The sequence below is a fragment of the Flavobacterium cyclinae genome (genome assembly GCF_021172145.1).
GTDB classification, from domain to species: domain Bacteria; phylum Bacteroidota; class Bacteroidia; order Flavobacteriales; family Flavobacteriaceae; genus Flavobacterium; species Flavobacterium cyclinae.
In genome coordinates this window covers 32,638-50,137 of sequence record NZ_CP089095.1, presented here as the reverse complement: position 1 = coordinate 50,137, position 17,500 = coordinate 32,638, and the positions used below count along the sequence as shown (strand labels likewise).

Below are 17,500 nucleotides of genomic sequence, written 5' to 3'. Positions count from 1 at the left end.
TTTTATTTTAAAACAACTAATTAAAGATAAATTTAATTTAAATTTTTTTGAAGTTGTTTTGCTTATATTCATTTTAATATATTTTTTTAAAATTTTTATTCAATGAAAAACACATTTTTAACCTTTATAATCGGTTCCATCTTTTCATTTGGAATAGCCCAAACCGAAAAAAGCGTTGGTGATTTTACTAAAGTAACTGCTTTTGATAAAATTGATGTCAACTTGGTGGCTTCAACTGAAAACAAAATAGTTTTAACAGGAGCAAATTCGCAAGAAGTTGAAGTAGTAAACAAAAATGGCGAATTAAAAATCAGAATGCTTTTAACAAAAATGTTAAGTGGTGACGATGTTTCAGCAACGGTTTATTTTAAAAAAATTGATGCAGTTGAAGCAAATGAAGGAAGTAGAGTTGCTTCAAAAGATGAAATATCAGCCATTAATTTTGATATCATTTGTAAAGAAGGTTCTGAAATTAAACTTACTAATTTACAGTCGGATAGATTACAAGTTCGTGTTTCACAAGGAAGTATTGTAACTACAAAAGGAACGGTAAAAAATCAAGATATTGTATCCAATTCTGGTGGAAAATACGATGGTGAAGATTGTGTAACACAACAGACTGTAGTTACTGTAAATGCTGGCGGAATGGCAAATGTATATGCAACTGATTTTGTGGATGCTAAAACAAGAGCTGGAGGTCAAATTAAAATTTATGGTAAACCAAAACAAATCAACGAAAAGAAAATCGCTGGAGGAACTATCGAACAAGCGAAATAAAGTTAGTCACAGTTTTCAGTGACAGTTTTCAGTTTTTTTTGTAATTTCGTACTATTAACAATTTTTAGTTTGCACTACTGCGACTGAGAACCGAGACTGAGACTAAAACTTGCATTTACACGATATACTTACCGCAATTCCTTGGGGACTTTTGTTAGCTTTTTCAATTGGTCCTGGTTTTTTTGTTTTACTTGAAACCAGTATTACAAAAGGTTTTAGAGCAGCTTTTGTTTTTGATTTAGGAATTGTTTTTGGTGACATTATTTTTATTTTGATTGCCTATTTAAGTACCAATCAGCTTTTAGAACAATTAAAAGATAATCCTACTTTATTTATTATTGGCGGAATTATTATGTTGGCCTACGGATTAATTTCATTTATTATGCTTAAACGAAATTTCCAAAAGCAACAAGAAGTCGAACAAGAAGAAGACACTATTCCAAAAAAGAATTATTTCGCTTTATTCTTCAAGGGTTTTTTATTGAATTTCATTAATATTGGAGTGTTAGGTTTTTGGATGATGATTATCATTACTTACGGACCACAAATGGAAATGAATACATCTCGAATTTCCATCTTTTTTGCTGCTATTTTATTCTTTTATTTAGCTTTTGATGTAGCAAAAATTCTATTAGCAAAACAATTAAAACACAGATTAACACCTGTAAATATCTACAAAATCAAACGTGTAATTAGTGTAGTAATTTTAATTTTCGGATTGTTTTTTATTCTTCAAGGTTTCTTCCCAAAAGAAAAAGAAATGATTACCAATAAGTTATTACCTGATACTTCGGTTACAGAGTAAAATATTCAATTGTTTGTCATCCTGAACTAGTTTCAGGTCTATTTTTTAAACTTATGAAATACATTTTATTCCTTTTATTTTCAATATCTATTTATCCTCAAGATACTATTACAGCTTCAAAAAGTGTAGTTGCTTTAGATAAAATGAACGTGGTGTATCGTGGTGTTGAAAACCCTATTTCAATTGCAGTAAATAATGCTAAATCGTATGTTATTTCAGGAAAAGGAGTTTCAAAAAATGAGGATGGCAGTTATGTTCTTCGTCCAGGTTCTGGAAATGAGACTATAGTATTTGTCGAAATAGAAAATTTTGATGGTTCAAAAGAAGTTGAGGAGCATCTTTTCAGAGTTTTACCATTTGGACCGCATTATTTTACTATAAATGATTTTAGAGATAATGGTAATTTAGTGTTTTATATTGAAGATTTAGTAAATGCAAAAATTGGTTTTGAAATTGAAAATTTTTTATTTCCAATAGATTTTGAGGTTACGAGTTTCAATATTAAAGTCCCAGGTTATAAAACATTAACAATTATTGGAAATAGTTTTACAAATGAAGTTTATGAATTATTAAAAAAGTCTAGAAAAAAAGATGTAATTTTAATTTCAGAAATAAAATTCAAAAATTTTGGCATAAGTGGATGTTTTAAGTCTTCGCCAATTGTCTTTAAAATTATTAAATAAAAAACCTCCTAATTTCTCAGAAGGTTTTTGAGGCATCGCCCGGAATATCTTTAATTAATTTTTTCTAAAAATTAAAACAAAAAAAGAGCTACTATTTCTAGTAACTCTTTAGAGGCATCTTCCTAAGCTTCGGAACGGAATTTCTTTATTAAGTTTTTTTTCATAAAAAAAACCTCCAAGTTTCCTTGAAGGTTTAGAGGCATCGCCCGGATTCGAACCGGGGTAGACGGTTTTGCAGACCGCTGCCTAGCCGCTCGGCCACGACGCCATTAGTTGAACGGACTGCAAATTTACATTTTATTTCCTCTTTTCCAAAAATATTAAGCATTTATTAAGTACAAATATTGAGTTTTTAAGTTTAATTTTGTGCAAAACAAATAGTTAATTAATTATGAAGAATTTACGTTATTTAAAACCTATATTTAGTTTTTTCGTAATCGGTTTATGTATTACAACCTTAAGTAGAATTTTCCTTTTTTTGGTTTTTAAAGAACGTGTTGTTGAAAACGAAGATTATGGATCTATTTTCTTAATCGGACTTCGTTTCGATTTAATTCTTATTTGTTATTTAGCTTTTTTACCAGCCGTTTTAATATCTCTGTTACCCGATTCTGTCTTACATTATTTTAAAAAGTTTTTAAACTTTTACTTTATATTTTTCCTTTTCTTATTTCTTTTAATGGAATTATCTACATTAGATTTCATTAATCAATACGATACACGTCCAAATCGTTTGTTTTTAGATTATCTAATTTACCCTAAAGAAGTAGTAGGAACACTTATAAAAAGTTATTTACCTTCCTTAATTATTACTACTATCTTACTTGGAATTGCATTATTCTTAGCTTTTAAGCACGGTAAAAAATTATTTTATCCTCAAGAAAGTAACTATAAAACCAAATTACTTTTGTTTCTTTTTGTTGCATTTTTCTTGTTTTGGGGTGCTCGAGGAAGTTTAACTTCAAAACGTCCTATTAACGGAAGTAATGCTATATTTTGTTCAGATCAAATGACGAATTCATTAGGATTAAATTCGCTTTATACTGTTGCTTTTGCTGCTTACGCAATGAAACATGAAGGGGATGTTAAAAAGTACGGTAAAATGGATGAATTAGAAGCGTATTCTCGTGTAAAAAAATACATGGATGTTACCGAATTTATTCCAAGCGAAGTTCCGTTTTTACATCTTCAAAAACCAGATACTACACAACCAAAATATAATGTAGTCATCTTTTTACAAGAAAGTTTAGGTGCTGAATATGTAGGTTGTTTAAATGGTTTACCCTTAACCCCTGAATTAGATAAATTATCAAAAGAAGGATTATTGTTTACTAATTTGTATTGTACCGGAACTCGAAGTGTAAGAGGAATTGAGCAAGTTACGGCTGGATTTTTACCTAATCCATCGGAAAGTATTGTAAAATTAAGTGGTTCCCAACAAGGTTTTTTTACTCTTGCAGATGCTTTTGGTCGTCAAAATTACGACACCAGTTTTATTTATGGCGGAATGGCAAATTTTGATAATATGGCGTCTTTTTTCAATGGAAACGGATTTAAAAACATTATCGATGAAACGGATTTTGATAAAGATGGAAAAAAATATGCCTTGAAAGGAACTTGGGGTTATTCTGATGAAGATTTAGTGGTTAAAGCCAATGAATATTTCAAAAGTTTAGGGAATAAACCTTTCTTTTCTTTGATGTTTTCTACTTCAAATCACGAGCCATTTGAATTTCCTGATGGACGAATTCAACTTTATGAACAACAAAAAAATTCTGTTCACAACGCTATGAAATATGCTGATTTTTCAATTGGTAAATTTTTCGAATTAGCCAAGAAAGAGTCCTATTTTAAGAATACTATTTTTGTAGTTATTGCCGATCACAACACCAGAACGTATGGTAAAAATTTAGTTCCGGTAAATAAATTCCATATTCCAGCTTTAATCATTGCTCCAAATGTTGAAAAAGGAAAGACTTATGATAATTTAGCAAGTCAAATGGATATTCCTTCAACAGTTTTAGCCTTATCAGGAATTACTACAAAAACACCTATGGTGGGAAGAAATTTATTAAAATTACCTAAAGGAACGAAAGGAAGAACTATTATGTTATTCCATGAAACCTATGCATTTAGAGTGGATGATGATATTGTTATCTTAAATCCGAATGCAAAACCATTACAGTTTAAAGTTAAAAGTGATACCGAGTTAATTCCAGTTGCTTTAGATGAAGAATTAGCTAAAGATGCACTTGCTCATATTGTAGCATCAAGTAATTTATACAAGAAAAGAGTTTATAATATCGACTAAAATTTTAAGTTAAATGGAGCTCGTTTCATTACCTAAAAAAAAGAATCGGATGTTAATTCCGATTCTTTTTTTTTAATTTCTAAACTCTTCCATTTCAATCGTAACCGCTTCTACATCGCCACCTATTGGCGGATTTAATTTAGAAACCGCTAATTTTATTCGAGAAACAGATGGAATTTCTGAAAAAGTGCGAACAATAATACGTTGTGCAACATGTTCTAATAATTTTGATCGAATTGCCATTTCTTCAACCACAATTTTATTTAAATGAACATAATCAACAGTATCTGCTAAATCATCTGTTTGAGCTGATTTTCGTAAATCGGTTTTTATTTCTAAATCTACGCGGTAATCTGAACCAATTTTTGCTTCTTCTGCTAAGCATCCGTGGTACGAAAAGGTTCTTATATTATTTAATTTTATTGTTCCCATAACAAGCTTGTTTATTGTTTGTAGATTATTGTTTATTGTTTTGAAAACTTGGTTCAACCATAAACCATAAACCATAAACTTTTTTTATCTTTGTCAAAAGTAAAAAAAACAATGTCAACAGAAGAAAAATCATTGAATTTTATAGAACAAATCATTGAAGAAGATTTAAAAAATGGTTTGTCAGCAGATAAATTACGTTTTCGTTTTCCACCAGAACCAAATGGATATTTGCATGTAGGTCATGCAAGTGCTATTTGTTTAAATTTTGGTTTAGGAATTGATTACAATGCTCCAGTTAACCTTCGTTTCGACGATACCAATCCATCTAAAGAAGAGCAAGAATATGTAGATGCTATCAAGCGCGATGTAGAATGGTTAGGTTTTAAATGGGACAAAGAATGTTATGCTTCTGATTATTTCCAACAATTGTATGATTGGGCGGTAGTTTTAATCCAAAAAGGAAAAGCTTACGTGGATAATCAGTCGTCTGAAGAGATGGCAAAACAAAAAGGAACGCCAACGCAACCTGGAACGAATAGTCCAAATAGAGATCGTTCTGTAGAAGAAAATTTAGATTTATTCGAAAGAATGAGAAAAGGAGAATTTCCTAATGGAAGCTATGTTTTACGTGCAAAAATAGATATGGCTTCTCCAAATATGTTGATGCGTGATCCAATTATGTACCGAATTATGCATGCTCATCACCATAGAACTGGAAACGATTGGTGTATTTATCCAATGTATGATTGGGCACATGGAGAAAGTGATTATTTAGAACAAATTTCACATTCGTTGTGTACGTTAGAATTTTTGCCTCATCGTGAATTGTATGATTGGTTTTTAGATAATTTATACGATACTTCAAAAGTACGACCAAAACAAAGAGAGTTTGCTCGTAGAAATTTATCGCATACGGTTGTTTCGAAACGTAAATTATTGCAATTAGTTGAAGAAAAGCATGTTACGGGTTGGGATGACCCAAGAATGTCAACCATTTCTGGAATGAGAAGACGTGGTTTTACTCCGGCATCTATCCGAAATTTTGCTAAAACTATCGGAATTGCAAAACGTGATAATTTGATTGATGTATCACTTTTAGAGTTCTGCGTTCGTGAAGATTTGAACAAAATTGCACCTCGTGTAATGGCAGTTTTAGATCCTGTGAAATTAGTAATTACGAATTATCCTGATGGTCAAGAAGAGTGGTTAGATGCTGAAAACAATCCGGAAGAAGAAGTAATGACTTACAGAAAAGTGCCGTTTTCTAAAGAATTATATATTGAAAGAGAAGATTTTCAAGAAGAAGCCCACAAGAAATTTTTCCGTTTAACTTTAGGAACTGAAGTGCGTTTGAAAAATGCGTATATCATTAAAGGAGAATCAGTTGTAAAAGACGAAAATGGAAATATTACCGAAATTCACGCTACTTATGACGTGGATTCAAAATCTGGCAGCGGAACAGAAGCGAGTCAAAGAAAAGTAAAAGGCACCATTCACTGGGTTTCAATTGCTCATGCAAAAGAAGCGGAAGTTCGAATTTATGATAGATTATTCACCAACGAAAGTCCAGATAAAGACAAAGAAGTTGATTTTAAAGAATACATCAATCCAAATTCATTAAAAGTAATTACTGGCTATGTAGAACCAAGTTTGGTAACATCAAAAGAATTAGATCATTTCCAATTCCAACGTTTAGGATATTTTTGTGTAGATAGAGATTCAAATCCCGAAGCTTCGGGAGGAAAATTAGTTTTCAACAAAACTGTTGGTCTAAGAGATACTTGGGCAAAAATTTCAGAACAATAAAAATTTCAGAATTTTTGTCAAATCGATCTAAGTCGATTTTTTTAATAATTTAAACCTGCAAAATTTTCTTTGCAGGTTTTTTTATTTTCATTTTATTTATATTATTAAAACCAATTATATTTATATTTTTAATCTATTTTTATTATCATTAATAAAAACTATTAAAATTTATTTTTTAATAAATAAAAGCTTAAAAAAGTGACTTTCATAAATTAATTGTAAGAAAAAAACTTTTTTAGGTAAACTGTTTTCACATCTTTACTATTGAAAGTGTCAGAAATCGCTTTATTTCGATTTTGGCTAAAAAATCGCTTGTTTTTAATCCTAACAGGTTTCAAAAACCTGTCAGGATTCTTTTTTAACAAGTAAGCATAAAAAAACCACCAATTAAAAATTGATGGTTTTAAAATTTATTCTGATAATTTAATTATACTTCTTCCGAATCTTCGATTCCGAAATTTTCATCGGTTGAATTTTTCTTATTCGCTTTTTTATTTTTAGATGCATTTTTCATGGCTTCACCCACTTGGTTACTTGCTGTAAAACTTGCTACCATGTTGTTCAACATGTCACTACCTGCTTGTGGTGAATTTGGTAATAATATTAAATTACTGTTTGTATCAGCACCAATTGCTTGTAATGTATCATAATGTTGTGTAACTACGATAAGAGCAGATGCTTCTTGAGAGTTAATACCTACTCTATTTAAAACATCAACAGATTCAACTAATCCACGAGCAATTTCTCTTCTTTGGTCTGCAATACCTTGACCTTGAAGTCTTTTACTTTCTGCTTCAGCTTTAGCTTTAGCTACAATTCTGATTCTTCCAGCTTCTGCTTCATATTCTGCAGCTGTTTTTTCACGGTCAGCCGCGTTAATTCGGTTCATCGCATTTTTAACTTGAATATCTGGGTCAATATCAGTAATTAAAGTATTGATAATATCGTAACCATAAGTTGTCATCGCTTCGTTTAACTCACGTTTTACCGCAATTGCAATATCATCTTTTCTTTCAAAAACGTCGTCTAATTTTAATTTTGGAACTTCAGCACGTACTACGTCAAATACATAAGACGTAATTTGATCGTGTGGATACTCTAATTTATAAAAAGCTTCGTATGCTTTTTCTTGTAATACTTTAAACTGAACCGAAACTTTCATTTTAACGAATACGTTATCTTTAGTTTTAGTTTCAATGATTACATCTAATTGTTGAATTCTTAAATTAACACGTCCTGCAATTCTATCAACAACCGGAATTTTAAGTTGTAAACCAGAATTTCTTAAGCTTTGAAATTTTCCAAATCGTTCTACAACAACAACCGTTTGTTGTTTCACAGTAAAAAATGATGATAAAAAAATGATTAATCCAATAAAAATAAATGGGAATAAAATAAAGTCCATAGTTTGTAGTTTTTGTTATTGTAGTTATACGCTTATATAAGTAAAAAGTTACATTAATCATAAAAAAACCGCAGAATTAGTTTTTATCACTAATCTGCGGTTTATTTTGAAAGTGGAAATGCTTATAAACTAGCAATCGCTTTTTCGATTCTTTTCACCGTTTCGGCTTTTCCTATCATTTCAATAATATCGAATAAATGTGGGCCTTTTAAAGCTCCAACTAAACTCAATCGTAACGGTTGCATTACTTTCCCCATTCCTATTTCGTTAGCTGCCATCCATTCTTTTAATAAGGTTTCGATGTTAACTGATGTAAAATCTTCTATCTTTTCTAATTCCGAAATCACTTGTTGCATTAAACCTGGTGTATCTTCTTTCCAGTTTTTAGCTGCTTTTTCATCATAAGATGTTGGCGCTTCAAAGAAATAATCAGCTAAATCCCAAAATTCGGTTACGAAATTAGCTCTTTCTTTAATCATCGATACTATTTTTGTCAAATCAAGCGAAGTCGTGATTCCTTTTTTATCTAGGATAGTTTTAAAGCTTTCTGCTAAACTTGCATCGCTTTGTTTTTGTAAATACTGATGATTGAACCATTTGTTTTTCTCAGGATCAAACTTCGCTCCTGCTTTGTGAATTCGGTTCAAATCAAATTTTTCTACCAATTCTTCTAATGAGAAAATCTCTTGCTCCGTTCCGTCATTCCAACCTAATAATGCTAAAAAGTTGATAACAGCTTCAGGGAAAAATCCGTTTTCTCTATAGCCTGAAGAAACGCCTTCTTCTGTTTTCCATTCTAAAGGAAATACTGGGAATCCCATTTTATCACCATCACGTTTTGATAATTTTCCGTTTCCAATTGGTTTTAAAATCAATGGTAAATGCGCAAATTCTGGAGCGTTCCAACCAAAAGCTTTGTATAATAAATGATGTAAAGGTAAACTTGGCAACCATTCTTCACCACGAATTACATGTGAAGTCTCCATTAAATGGTCATCCACAATATTTGCTAAATGATACGTTGGCATACCATCTGATTTGAACAATACTTTATCATCTAATAAATTTGTATCAAATTTAATATCGCCACGAATAATATCTTTTAATTCTAAAATTTCATTCACAGGTGTTTTAAAACGGATAACATAATGCTCACCATTTGCAATTCTTTCTTCCACTTTTTCACGTGAAACCGTCAACGAGTTATCCAATTGCTCTCTTACCGAATGATTGTAAATGAATGTTTTTCCATTCGCTTCAGCTTCTTTACGCATCGCATCTAAACTCTCAGCCGTATCAAAAGCATAATATGCCCAACCCGAATTAATCAGTTGGTCTGCATATTGTTGGTACATCGCTTTACGTTCGCTTTGACGATAAGGTCCAAACTTTTCATTCTTTTCTACCGTTTCATCAGGAGCAATTCCTAACCATTCTAAAGCTTCAAAAATATACGCTTCGGCTCCAGGAACAAAACGAGTTTGATCGGTATCTTCAATACGTAAATAGAAAGTACCACCATGTTTTTTGGCAAATAAATAATTGAATAAAGCGGTTCGAACACCACCAATATGCAAAGGTCCTGTTGGACTTGGTGCAAATCTTACTCTTACTGACATTTCATTAAATTTTGTGGCAAAGATACAATTACAATTTAGAAGTAAGAATTCAGAATTTAGAAAATATTGTGGTTATCAACACTTCGACTCTCAAAATATTAACTATTCACCAAAACCTATTGACTAATCTAGTAAGATGTTGTATTTTTATCGGTTATAAACAGTATATCAACAATCTTGGAAGCAAAAAGCATTATTTTCGATAAACTAGAAGCGTTTATCAAGAAGTTTTACACCAACGAACTGATAAAAGGAGTTATTCTTTTCATCGGATTGGGCTTGTTGTATTTCATTTTTACCTTATTGATTGAATACTTTTTATGGTTATCAACATCCGGAAGAACCATTTTGTTTTGGTTGTTTGTAGGTGTTGAATCCTTTTTATTGATTCGTTTTATTGCTTTTCCATTGTTTAAATTGTTCAAATTACAACAAGGAATCAATTATGAACAAGCATCAGAAATCATCGGAAATCATTTTTCTGAAGTGCAAGACAAGTTGTTGAACTTTCTGCAATTGGCAAATCAAAGTCAAACATCGGAATTATTAGCGGCTTCCATCGAACAAAAAGCGTCTTCATTACAACCAATTCCTTTTTCAAATGCAGTCAATTTTGCTAAGAATAAGAAGTTTTTACCTTATGCAATTTTACCAATTGTATTGTTGATACTGTTTTTCGTAACCGGAAATTCTGAAATCATTTCTAAGAGTTTCGCTCGTGTGGTGAATTATGAAACCAAATTTGCTCCTCCTGCTCCTTTTGAATTTGTGGTTTTGAATAAATCGTTAATTGCACAACAGAATTCTGATTTTACAATTCAAGTAAAAACAGAAGGAAAAGTTATTCCTGAAAATGTTGCTATTCAAATTGGAGATGAAGAATACTTTCTTCAAAATACAAAACCTGGAATTTTTGAATATACATTCTCTAAAGTAATAAAAGACATTTCGTTTTCTTTTCAAGCAAACGGATTGAATTCTAAAGAATACCAACTTGATGTTGTTGATGTTCCTACGATTGCTAATTTCGAAATGGTGTTGCAGTATCCTTCTTATTTAGGTAAGAAATCGGAAACGATTCAAGGAACTGGAAATGCAGTTGTTCCCGAAGGAACTGTTGTGAGTTGGAAAATTAATGCATTAGCTACAGATAAAGTTAGTTTTAAATCGAATAATCAAGTTAGTCCTTTTTCATCTAAAGAAAATACGTTTTCATTATCAAGAAGAATTGTTGACAATTTGAATTATGAAGTTATTACTTCAAACAGAAGTATTGCTGAATTTGAAAAGTTAGCTTATCATATTGCAATTATTAAAGATCAATATCCAAGTATTTCAGTTCAAATTGCTCCGGATTCATTAAAGTTAAAATCTAAAATGATGATTGGTCAAGTTTCTGATGATTATGGTTTATCTAAACTGCAAGTTGTTTTTTATCCTAAAGGAAATCCAAATGCAGTTCGAAAAGCTAATTTACCAATCAAAAATCAAGCTGTTGATCAATTCATTTATTCTTTTCCTAACGGTTTATCAATTGAGCAAGGTGTAAACTATGAATATTACTTTGAAGTATTTGATAATGATTTAGTTAACAATTTTAAAAGTGCAAAATCATCTGTTTTTCTTCATTATGAACTTACGGATGTTCAAAAAGAGGACAATCAGTTGCAAGAACAGAATGAAAACATCAATAGTTTAGAAAAATCGCTTCAAAATCAAGAGAAGCAAATTTCTGAATTAGACAAGTTACAAAAAATGAATAAGGAGAAATCGACTTTAGATTTCAAAGATCAAAAGAAAGTAGAAGACTTTATCAATCGTCAAAAACAACAAGACGAAATGATGAAAGAATTTACTAAAAAGCTTTCAGAAAATTTAGAAGAGTTTGATCCAAAAACACAAGATAAAAACAAAGAAGAATTACTTCGAAGATTAGAAGAAGCAGAAAAGCAAGCTGAAAAAAACGAAAAATTATTGAAAGAATTAGAAGAGCTTTCTAAGAAACTTCAAAAAGATGAATTGTTCGACAAAGCTGATAAGCTGAAACAAAATGCAAAAAATCAACAACAAAATTTAGAACAATTAGTTGAGTTAACTAAGCGTTTCTATGTTGAAAAGAAAGCAGAACAAATCGCAGATAAATTAGACAAGCTTGCTGATAAAGAAGAAAAATTAGCAGACAACGCTAAAGAGAACAATAAAGAAAATCAAGATGCGATTAATAAAGAATTCGAAGATATTCAAAAAGAGCTTCAAGATTTGGACAAAGAAAATAAAGAGTTAAAAGCTCCTATGGATATTCCGAATGATAAGAATGAGCAAGAATCTGTAAAAGAAGACATGGAGAAAGCTTCAGATGATTTACAAAAACAAAAGCAATCCAAAGCTAAACCTAAACAAAAGTCGGCTGCTTCTAAAATGAAAAAGATGAGTCAAAAAATGGCGCAATCTATGATGTCGGGTGATATGGAACAAATGCAAGAAGATGCCAAATTGTTACGTCAAATTTTAGATAATTTATTGGCTTTTTCTTTTGATGAAGAACGATTAATTAAAACTACTAATTCAACTGAAGTTCGTTCTTTACAATTAAATAAAGTTTTAAAAAAGCAGCAAGACTTAAAACTTCAGTTCAAACATGTTGATGATAGTTTGTTTGCTGTTGCTTTGCGCAATCCTAAAATAACGGAAACTATCTTAAATGAAGTTGGCGAAATCCATTATAATTTAGATAAGACATTAGAAAATTTGGCAGATAATAATATTACAAAAGGAGCTTCACATCAACAGTATGTTTTAACTTCTGCTAACCGTTTGGCGGATTACTTAAGTAATGTTCAGAGCGAAATGAATATGGAAATGCAAGGACAAGTTGCAGGTAAAGGAAATCCAAAACCTGGCAAAGGTAAAGGTGGAATGCAACTTCCAGATATTATTAAACAACAAGAAGGTTTAGGAGAAATAATGAAAGAAGGTATGAAACCTGGTCAAAAGCCAGGTGTAAAACCTGGTGAAGGAAAACAAAAAGGACAATCTGGTGAGAATGGTGAAGATGGGGAAAATGGTTCTGAAGGTGATGCTGGTAAAGTATTAGAAATTTTAAAAGAACAAAAACAACTCCGCGATGCTTTACAGAAAGCATTAGAAAAAGAGGGAATGACTGGTCAAGGTCAGAATGCTTTGAATCAAATGAAAGATATTGAAAAGCAATTAATCAATAAAGGTTTTAAGAATGAAACCTTGCAAAAGATGTTGAATTTGAAACACGAACTTTTAAAATTAGAAAAAGCTATACAACAACAAGGAGAAGACACCAAGCGTCAGTCTAAAACGAATGACAAAAACTATAATGGTTCTACTACTCCACTTTCTAAGGAATTAAAAGAATATCTTAATAGTGTTGAAATATTAAACAGACAAAGCTTACCTTTGCAACCCAATTTTAACCAAAAGGTTCAAAACTATTTTAAAGGCAATGATTAGTTTTAATTACGAAACAGATTTCGAACTAGATAACGAAGCGCAATACGAGGATTGGATTTCACGTATTATAGAATCAGAAGGATTCGATGAAGGGGAAATCAATTACATTTTTTGTGATGATGAATACCTTCATAAAATTAATGTGGAATACCTTGATCATGATACTTTAACCGATATTATTAGCTTTGATTACACAGTAGGAAATGTATTACAAGGTGATATTTTCATTTCTGTGGAACGTGTTCAAGATAATGCTAATGATTTTAACGTCTCTTTTGAGGAGGAATTGAAACGCGTTTTGTCACACGGTGTTTTACACTATTGTGGTTACAAAGATAAATCAATAGAAGACGAAGCTTTAATGCGCGCTAAAGAAGAAGAAAAAATGCAAATGTTTCACGTGGAACATTAAGCTTATAAACTAGAAAATTTTTTAAATGTTTCACGTGAAACATAATTTTTATAAAGATGTTTTTAAATCAATATGATGTAATTGTTGTTGGTGCTGGTCATGCCGGTTGTGAAGCTGCTGCTGCTGCTGCCAACATGGGTTGCTCTACTTTGTTGGTGACAATGAACCTTCAAAATATTGCACAGATGTCGTGTAATCCTGCCATGGGTGGAATTGCAAAAGGGCAAATTGTGCGCGAGATTGATGCGTTGGGTGGATACTCTGGAATTGTTTCAGACAAAACCGCAATTCAATTCAAGATGTTGAATAAATCAAAAGGACCAGCAATGTGGTCGCCAAGAGTACAGTCGGACAGAATGCGTTTTTCTGATGAATGGAGATCGATGTTGGAGAATACTCCAAATTTGGATTTTTATCAAGAAATGGTTGCTGGGATTTTAGCTGAAAATGGAAAAATTGTTGGAGTGAAAACCTCTCTTGGAATTGAAATTAAAGCAAAGACTGTTGTGTTGACAAACGGAACTTTCTTGAACGGTTTGATTCATATTGGTGATAAACAATTCGGTGGTGGTCGTGCTGGCGAAAGCGCTTCTTTCGGTATCACGGAAGATTTAGTGAAATTAGGATTTGAATCTGGAAGAATGAAAACAGGAACGCCTCCTCGTGTAGATGGTCGTTCTTTGGATTTTTCTAAAATGGTGGAACAACCTGGTGATGAACGTCCGGAAAAATTCTCCTATTCAAATTTAACTGCTCCTTTAAAAACACAACGTTCTTGTTGGATGTCGTATACTTCTTTAGAAGTGCACGATATTTTACGTGAAGGTTTTGATAGAAGTCCAATGTTCAACGGTCGAATTAAAAGTATTGGCCCAAGATATTGTCCTTCTATTGAAGATAAGATTAATCGTTTTGCAGATAAAGAAAGACATCAGTTGTTTGTAGAACCAGAAGGTTGGACAACATGTGAATATTATATTAACGGGTTCTCAACTTCGCTTCCAGAGGATGTTCAGTTCAAAGCATTGCGTTCAGTAGCAGGTTTTGAGAATGTAAAGTTTTTTAGACCAGGTTATGCTATTGAATACGATTACTTCCCTCCTACACAATTGCAACATACTTTAGAAACAAAGTTAGTTGAAGGTTTGTATTTTGCAGGACAAATAAATGGAACTACTGGTTATGAAGAAGCGGCTTCTCAAGGTTTAATGGCGGGAATTAATGCAGCATTAAAAGTTCAAGAAAAAGAACCTTTTATTTTAAAACGTGATGAGGCGTATATTGGCGTTTTAATTGATGACTTAATTACTAAAGGTACAGAAGAACCATATCGTATGTTTACTTCTCGTGCTGAATACAGAACATTATTGCGTCAGGATAATGCTGATTTTAGATTAACACCAAAAGGTTATGAAATTGGACTTGCGAAAGAAGAACGTCTTCGTCGCATGGAAGAGAAATTCTCTAAATCGGATGCCATGGTGAATTTCTTCAAAGAAACAAGTTTGAAACCAAATGAGGCCAATCCTATTTTAGAAGAAAAAGGATCATCTCCTATGAGTCAGCCAGACAAAATGTTTAAAGTGTTTTCTCGTCCTCAATTGGATCTAGAAGATTTTAAAAAGTTCAAAAAAGTAGCTGATTATATTGCCGAACATGATTTAGATGAAGAAATTGTAGAGCAAGCCGAAATCCAAGTTAAATATTCGGGTTATATTGAAAAGGAAAAAAATCATGCTGATAAATTAACACGTTTAGAAGATGTAATCATTCCAGAGAATTTCGATTTTGATAAAATCAAATCCATTTCAATTGAAGCCAAACAAAAATTAAATAAAATTCGACCAAGAACTATCGCACAAGCTTCTCGTATTAGTGGAGTTTCGCCAAGTGATATTTCGGTCTTGTTAATATATATGGGTAGATAGTCTCAGTTTTCAGTCTTAGTTTCCATTTTTTTAACCGCGACTGAACACTGCGACTGCCAACTGAGTATGTTTCACGTGAAACAACTTTGTAAACCCCTACAAAATATAGCTTTCGCATAAAAATAAAAAAATGAATTTTTTAGAAGATAAAAGTTTTATTACTGTTAATGATTTTTCAGTTTCTGGAGAATCTTTTTCTTTGTTGTTAAACGAGGAATACCAAATTTTAAAAACGCATCCCCAACCTACTTTAGATAAATTAGGTTCGTATTACGAATTTGAAGATTATATTTCTCATACGGATGGAAAACGAACTATGTTTGAAAAAATGTATCATTTCATCAAAAGAAAAGCCATTCGCGATAAAGTAAGTTTAATTACTTCTTACCAACCTTTGAAAGGAAGAATTTTAGACATCGGAGCTGGAACAGGAGATTTTCTTTTGGAATGTAAAAATCAAAATTGGGAAATTTTAGGTGTAGAACCAAATGATAAAGCAAAAGGAATTGCTGTAGGTAAAGGAATCAAATTTGCTGAATCAATAGAAAAGTTAGAAAGTAATTCTTTTGATGTGATTACTATGTGGCATGTTTTAGAACACGTTCCAGATGTAGAATATCAGATAGCAGAATTAAAGCGATTGTTAAAACCTTCTGGAACCATTATTATTGCAGTTCCCAATTTCAAATCGTACGACGCAAAATATTATAAAGAGTTTTGGGCAGCTTATGATGTGCCAAGACATTTATGGCATTTCTCAAAAACAGCAATTGAAAAATTATTCGACAAACAAAATATGAATCTTGAAGATATTAAACCCATGTGGTTTGATAGTTTTTATGTGTCACTTTTATCAGAAAAATACAAAACTGGAAAAATGAATTTCATTTCAGGATTTTTTATTGGTTTTATATCAAATGTATCGGGTTTCTTTAAAAAAGAGTTTTCATCGCATATTTATGTCTTAAAAAACAAATAAAATTTATTTTAAAACGATTTTAGACAACTTTTCATCATATTTGATATGATTTGTTCCAAAAAAACAGAAAATTGTTTTAAATTCAATTATGAAAGCTATTTTTTATAGTTAAATCTTATCGAATATTAAAATTACAATAAGAATTTCTTATGTGACGAAATTAAATTAAAAAGCAACAAATTTGTTACTTTATAACTTATTATTACTTTTACGAAAAATTATTAATTACCAACATTCAACAATGAAAAAAATAGTATTGATTTTAGGAGTTGCATTAGGCGTTTTAGCATGTAACAAAACAGAAACAAATTCAAAAGAATTTAAAACAGCATATATCAACACTTCTGAAATTATTGAGAAATATGAGAAGTTTAAAGACGAAGACGATAAATTTAAAGTTAAATCTCAAGAATTGGGTCGACCTTTAGAAGCTAAAGTGAGAGCATTTCAAGCTGAAGCACAAAACTTCCAAAAAAACGCACAAGTTAAAGGACCACAATGGGCACAACAAAAAGGTGCCGAATTAACTCAAAGAGAGCAAGAATTAGGCATGGAGCAAAATGCATTACTTCAACAATTACAACAAGAAGGAAATGTATTGAAAGATACTTTAATTAGCGAAGTAAAAAAATTCATAAAAGATTACGGAAAGAAAAAAGGATATGATTATATCTATGGTACAGGTGATGCTGCTACAGTTCTTTATGCGAAAGATCAATATGACATTACTAAAGAAGTTTTGAAAGAGCTTAATGATACTTACAAAGCTACTAAGAAAGACGATAAAGTAGCTACTAAAGAAGAAGAGAAAAAATAATTGAAAGTCCTGAGAAATCAGGACTTTTTTATTTCTATTCGTT

Annotated in this window: 13 protein-coding genes and 1 tRNA gene; 10 read left to right on the top strand and 4 right to left on the bottom strand. The window is 31.3% G+C overall.

Translation table 11 applies throughout. From position 1 onward, the window contains the following. Nucleotides 1-102: 102 nt before the first annotated feature. From LOS86_RS00245 to LOS86_RS00235, 3 genes are all read left to right on the top strand, one after another. Nucleotides 103-777: a head GIN domain-containing protein gene (locus LOS86_RS00245; RefSeq protein WP_231842666.1), complete on the top strand. Its 675-nt coding sequence runs from the start codon at nucleotides 103-105 to the stop codon at nucleotides 775-777. A gap of 109 nt (nucleotides 778-886) precedes the next feature. Then, on the top strand, nucleotides 887-1,582 hold the full coding sequence (locus LOS86_RS00240) for a LysE family translocator (protein ID WP_231842665.1): 696 nt from the start codon (nucleotides 887-889) through the stop codon (nucleotides 1,580-1,582). A gap of 53 nt (nucleotides 1,583-1,635) precedes the next feature. Then, nucleotides 1,636-2,265, top strand: coding sequence for a GldM family protein (locus LOS86_RS00235; RefSeq protein ID WP_231842664.1), 630 nt, complete (start codon nucleotides 1,636-1,638; stop codon nucleotides 2,263-2,265). Between the two features lie 197 nt (nucleotides 2,266-2,462). On the opposite strand, the gene LOS86_RS00230 is transcribed toward LOS86_RS00235, so the two are convergent. After that, nucleotides 2,463-2,533 (bottom strand) — tRNA-Cys (locus LOS86_RS00230). Nucleotides 2,534-2,656: 123 nt separating this feature from the next. Between LOS86_RS00230 and LOS86_RS00225 the strand changes: the two genes are divergently transcribed. Further along, nucleotides 2,657-4,576 (top strand): LTA synthase family protein, encoded by a 1,920-nt coding sequence (locus LOS86_RS00225; protein ID WP_231842663.1) that lies wholly within the window; start codon nucleotides 2,657-2,659, stop codon nucleotides 4,574-4,576. Between the two features lie 72 nt (nucleotides 4,577-4,648). On the opposite strand, the gene folB is transcribed toward LOS86_RS00225, so the two are convergent. Continuing rightward, a complete protein-coding gene (gene folB, locus LOS86_RS00220; RefSeq protein ID WP_231842662.1) occupies nucleotides 4,649-5,008 on the bottom strand; it encodes a dihydroneopterin aldolase in 360 nt (119 codons plus the stop codon). Nucleotides 5,009-5,119: 111 nt separating this feature from the next. Between folB and LOS86_RS00215 the strand changes: the two genes are divergently transcribed. Then, complete coding sequence (locus tag LOS86_RS00215; protein WP_231842661.1) at nucleotides 5,120-6,814, top strand: glutamine--tRNA ligase/YqeY domain fusion protein; 1,695 nt, start codon at nucleotides 5,120-5,122, stop codon at nucleotides 6,812-6,814. 427 nt (nucleotides 6,815-7,241) lie between these two features. On the opposite strand, the gene LOS86_RS00210 is transcribed toward LOS86_RS00215, so the two are convergent. Next, a complete protein-coding gene (locus LOS86_RS00210; protein WP_231842660.1) occupies nucleotides 7,242-8,219 on the bottom strand; it encodes an SPFH domain-containing protein in 978 nt (325 codons plus the stop codon). Between the two features lie 122 nt (nucleotides 8,220-8,341). Then, complete coding sequence (gene gltX, locus LOS86_RS00205; protein ID WP_231842659.1) at nucleotides 8,342-9,838, bottom strand: glutamate--tRNA ligase; 1,497 nt, start codon at nucleotides 9,836-9,838, stop codon at nucleotides 8,342-8,344. Between the two features lie 177 nt (nucleotides 9,839-10,015). Here gltX and LOS86_RS00200 point away from each other — a divergent pair, with 177 nt between their 5' ends. From LOS86_RS00200 to LOS86_RS00180, 5 genes are all read left to right on the top strand, one after another. Further along, complete coding sequence (locus tag LOS86_RS00200; RefSeq protein ID WP_231842658.1) at nucleotides 10,016-13,321, top strand: coiled-coil domain-containing protein; 3,306 nt, start codon at nucleotides 10,016-10,018, stop codon at nucleotides 13,319-13,321. Then, nucleotides 13,314-13,733, top strand: a complete 420-nt coding sequence (gene ybeY, locus LOS86_RS00195) for an rRNA maturation RNase YbeY (protein ID WP_231842657.1) — start codon at nucleotides 13,314-13,316, stop codon at nucleotides 13,731-13,733. Before LOS86_RS00200 ends, ybeY begins: the two co-directional genes overlap by 8 nt. 56 nt (nucleotides 13,734-13,789) lie before the next feature. Further along, the gene (gene mnmG / locus LOS86_RS00190) at nucleotides 13,790-15,661 is read left to right on the top strand and encodes a tRNA uridine-5-carboxymethylaminomethyl(34) synthesis enzyme MnmG (protein ID WP_231842656.1); all 1,872 of its coding nucleotides are present in this window, start codon (nucleotides 13,790-13,792) and stop codon (nucleotides 15,659-15,661) included. Nucleotides 15,662-15,791: 130 nt separating this feature from the next. Then, a complete protein-coding gene (locus tag LOS86_RS00185) occupies nucleotides 15,792-16,640 on the top strand; it encodes a class I SAM-dependent methyltransferase (protein ID WP_231842655.1) in 849 nt (282 codons plus the stop codon). 241 nt (nucleotides 16,641-16,881) lie between these two features. Next, nucleotides 16,882-17,457: an OmpH/Skp family outer membrane protein gene (locus LOS86_RS00180; RefSeq protein ID WP_231842654.1), complete on the top strand. Its 576-nt coding sequence runs from the start codon at nucleotides 16,882-16,884 to the stop codon at nucleotides 17,455-17,457. Nucleotides 17,458-17,500: the final 43 nt, after the last annotated feature.

What these genes read in the sequence shown, in the direction of transcription:
- mnmG (WP_231842656.1), top strand. Translation starts at nt 13,790, where the DNA reads ATGTTTTTAAATCAATATGATGTAATTGTTGTTGGTGCTGGTCATGCC.
- LOS86_RS00185 (WP_231842655.1), top strand. Translation starts at nt 15,792, where the DNA reads ATGAATTTTTTAGAAGATAAAAGTTTTATTACTGTTAATGATTTTTCA.
- folB (WP_231842662.1), bottom strand. Translation starts at nt 5,008, where the DNA reads ATGGGAACAATAAAATTAAATAATATAAGAACCTTTTCGTACCACGGA.
- ybeY (WP_231842657.1), top strand. Translation starts at nt 13,314, where the DNA reads ATGATTAGTTTTAATTACGAAACAGATTTCGAACTAGATAACGAAGCG.
- LOS86_RS00245 (WP_231842666.1), top strand. Translation starts at nt 103, where the DNA reads ATGAAAAACACATTTTTAACCTTTATAATCGGTTCCATCTTTTCATTT.
- LOS86_RS00180 (WP_231842654.1), top strand. Translation starts at nt 16,882, where the DNA reads ATGAAAAAAATAGTATTGATTTTAGGAGTTGCATTAGGCGTTTTAGCA.
- gltX (WP_231842659.1), bottom strand. Translation starts at nt 9,838, where the DNA reads ATGTCAGTAAGAGTAAGATTTGCACCAAGTCCAACAGGACCTTTGCAT.
- LOS86_RS00210 (WP_231842660.1), bottom strand. Translation starts at nt 8,219, where the DNA reads ATGGACTTTATTTTATTCCCATTTATTTTTATTGGATTAATCATTTTT.
- LOS86_RS00235 (WP_231842664.1), top strand. Translation starts at nt 1,636, where the DNA reads ATGAAATACATTTTATTCCTTTTATTTTCAATATCTATTTATCCTCAA.
- LOS86_RS00215 (WP_231842661.1), top strand. Translation starts at nt 5,120, where the DNA reads ATGTCAACAGAAGAAAAATCATTGAATTTTATAGAACAAATCATTGAA.
- LOS86_RS00225 (WP_231842663.1), top strand. Translation starts at nt 2,657, where the DNA reads ATGAAGAATTTACGTTATTTAAAACCTATATTTAGTTTTTTCGTAATC.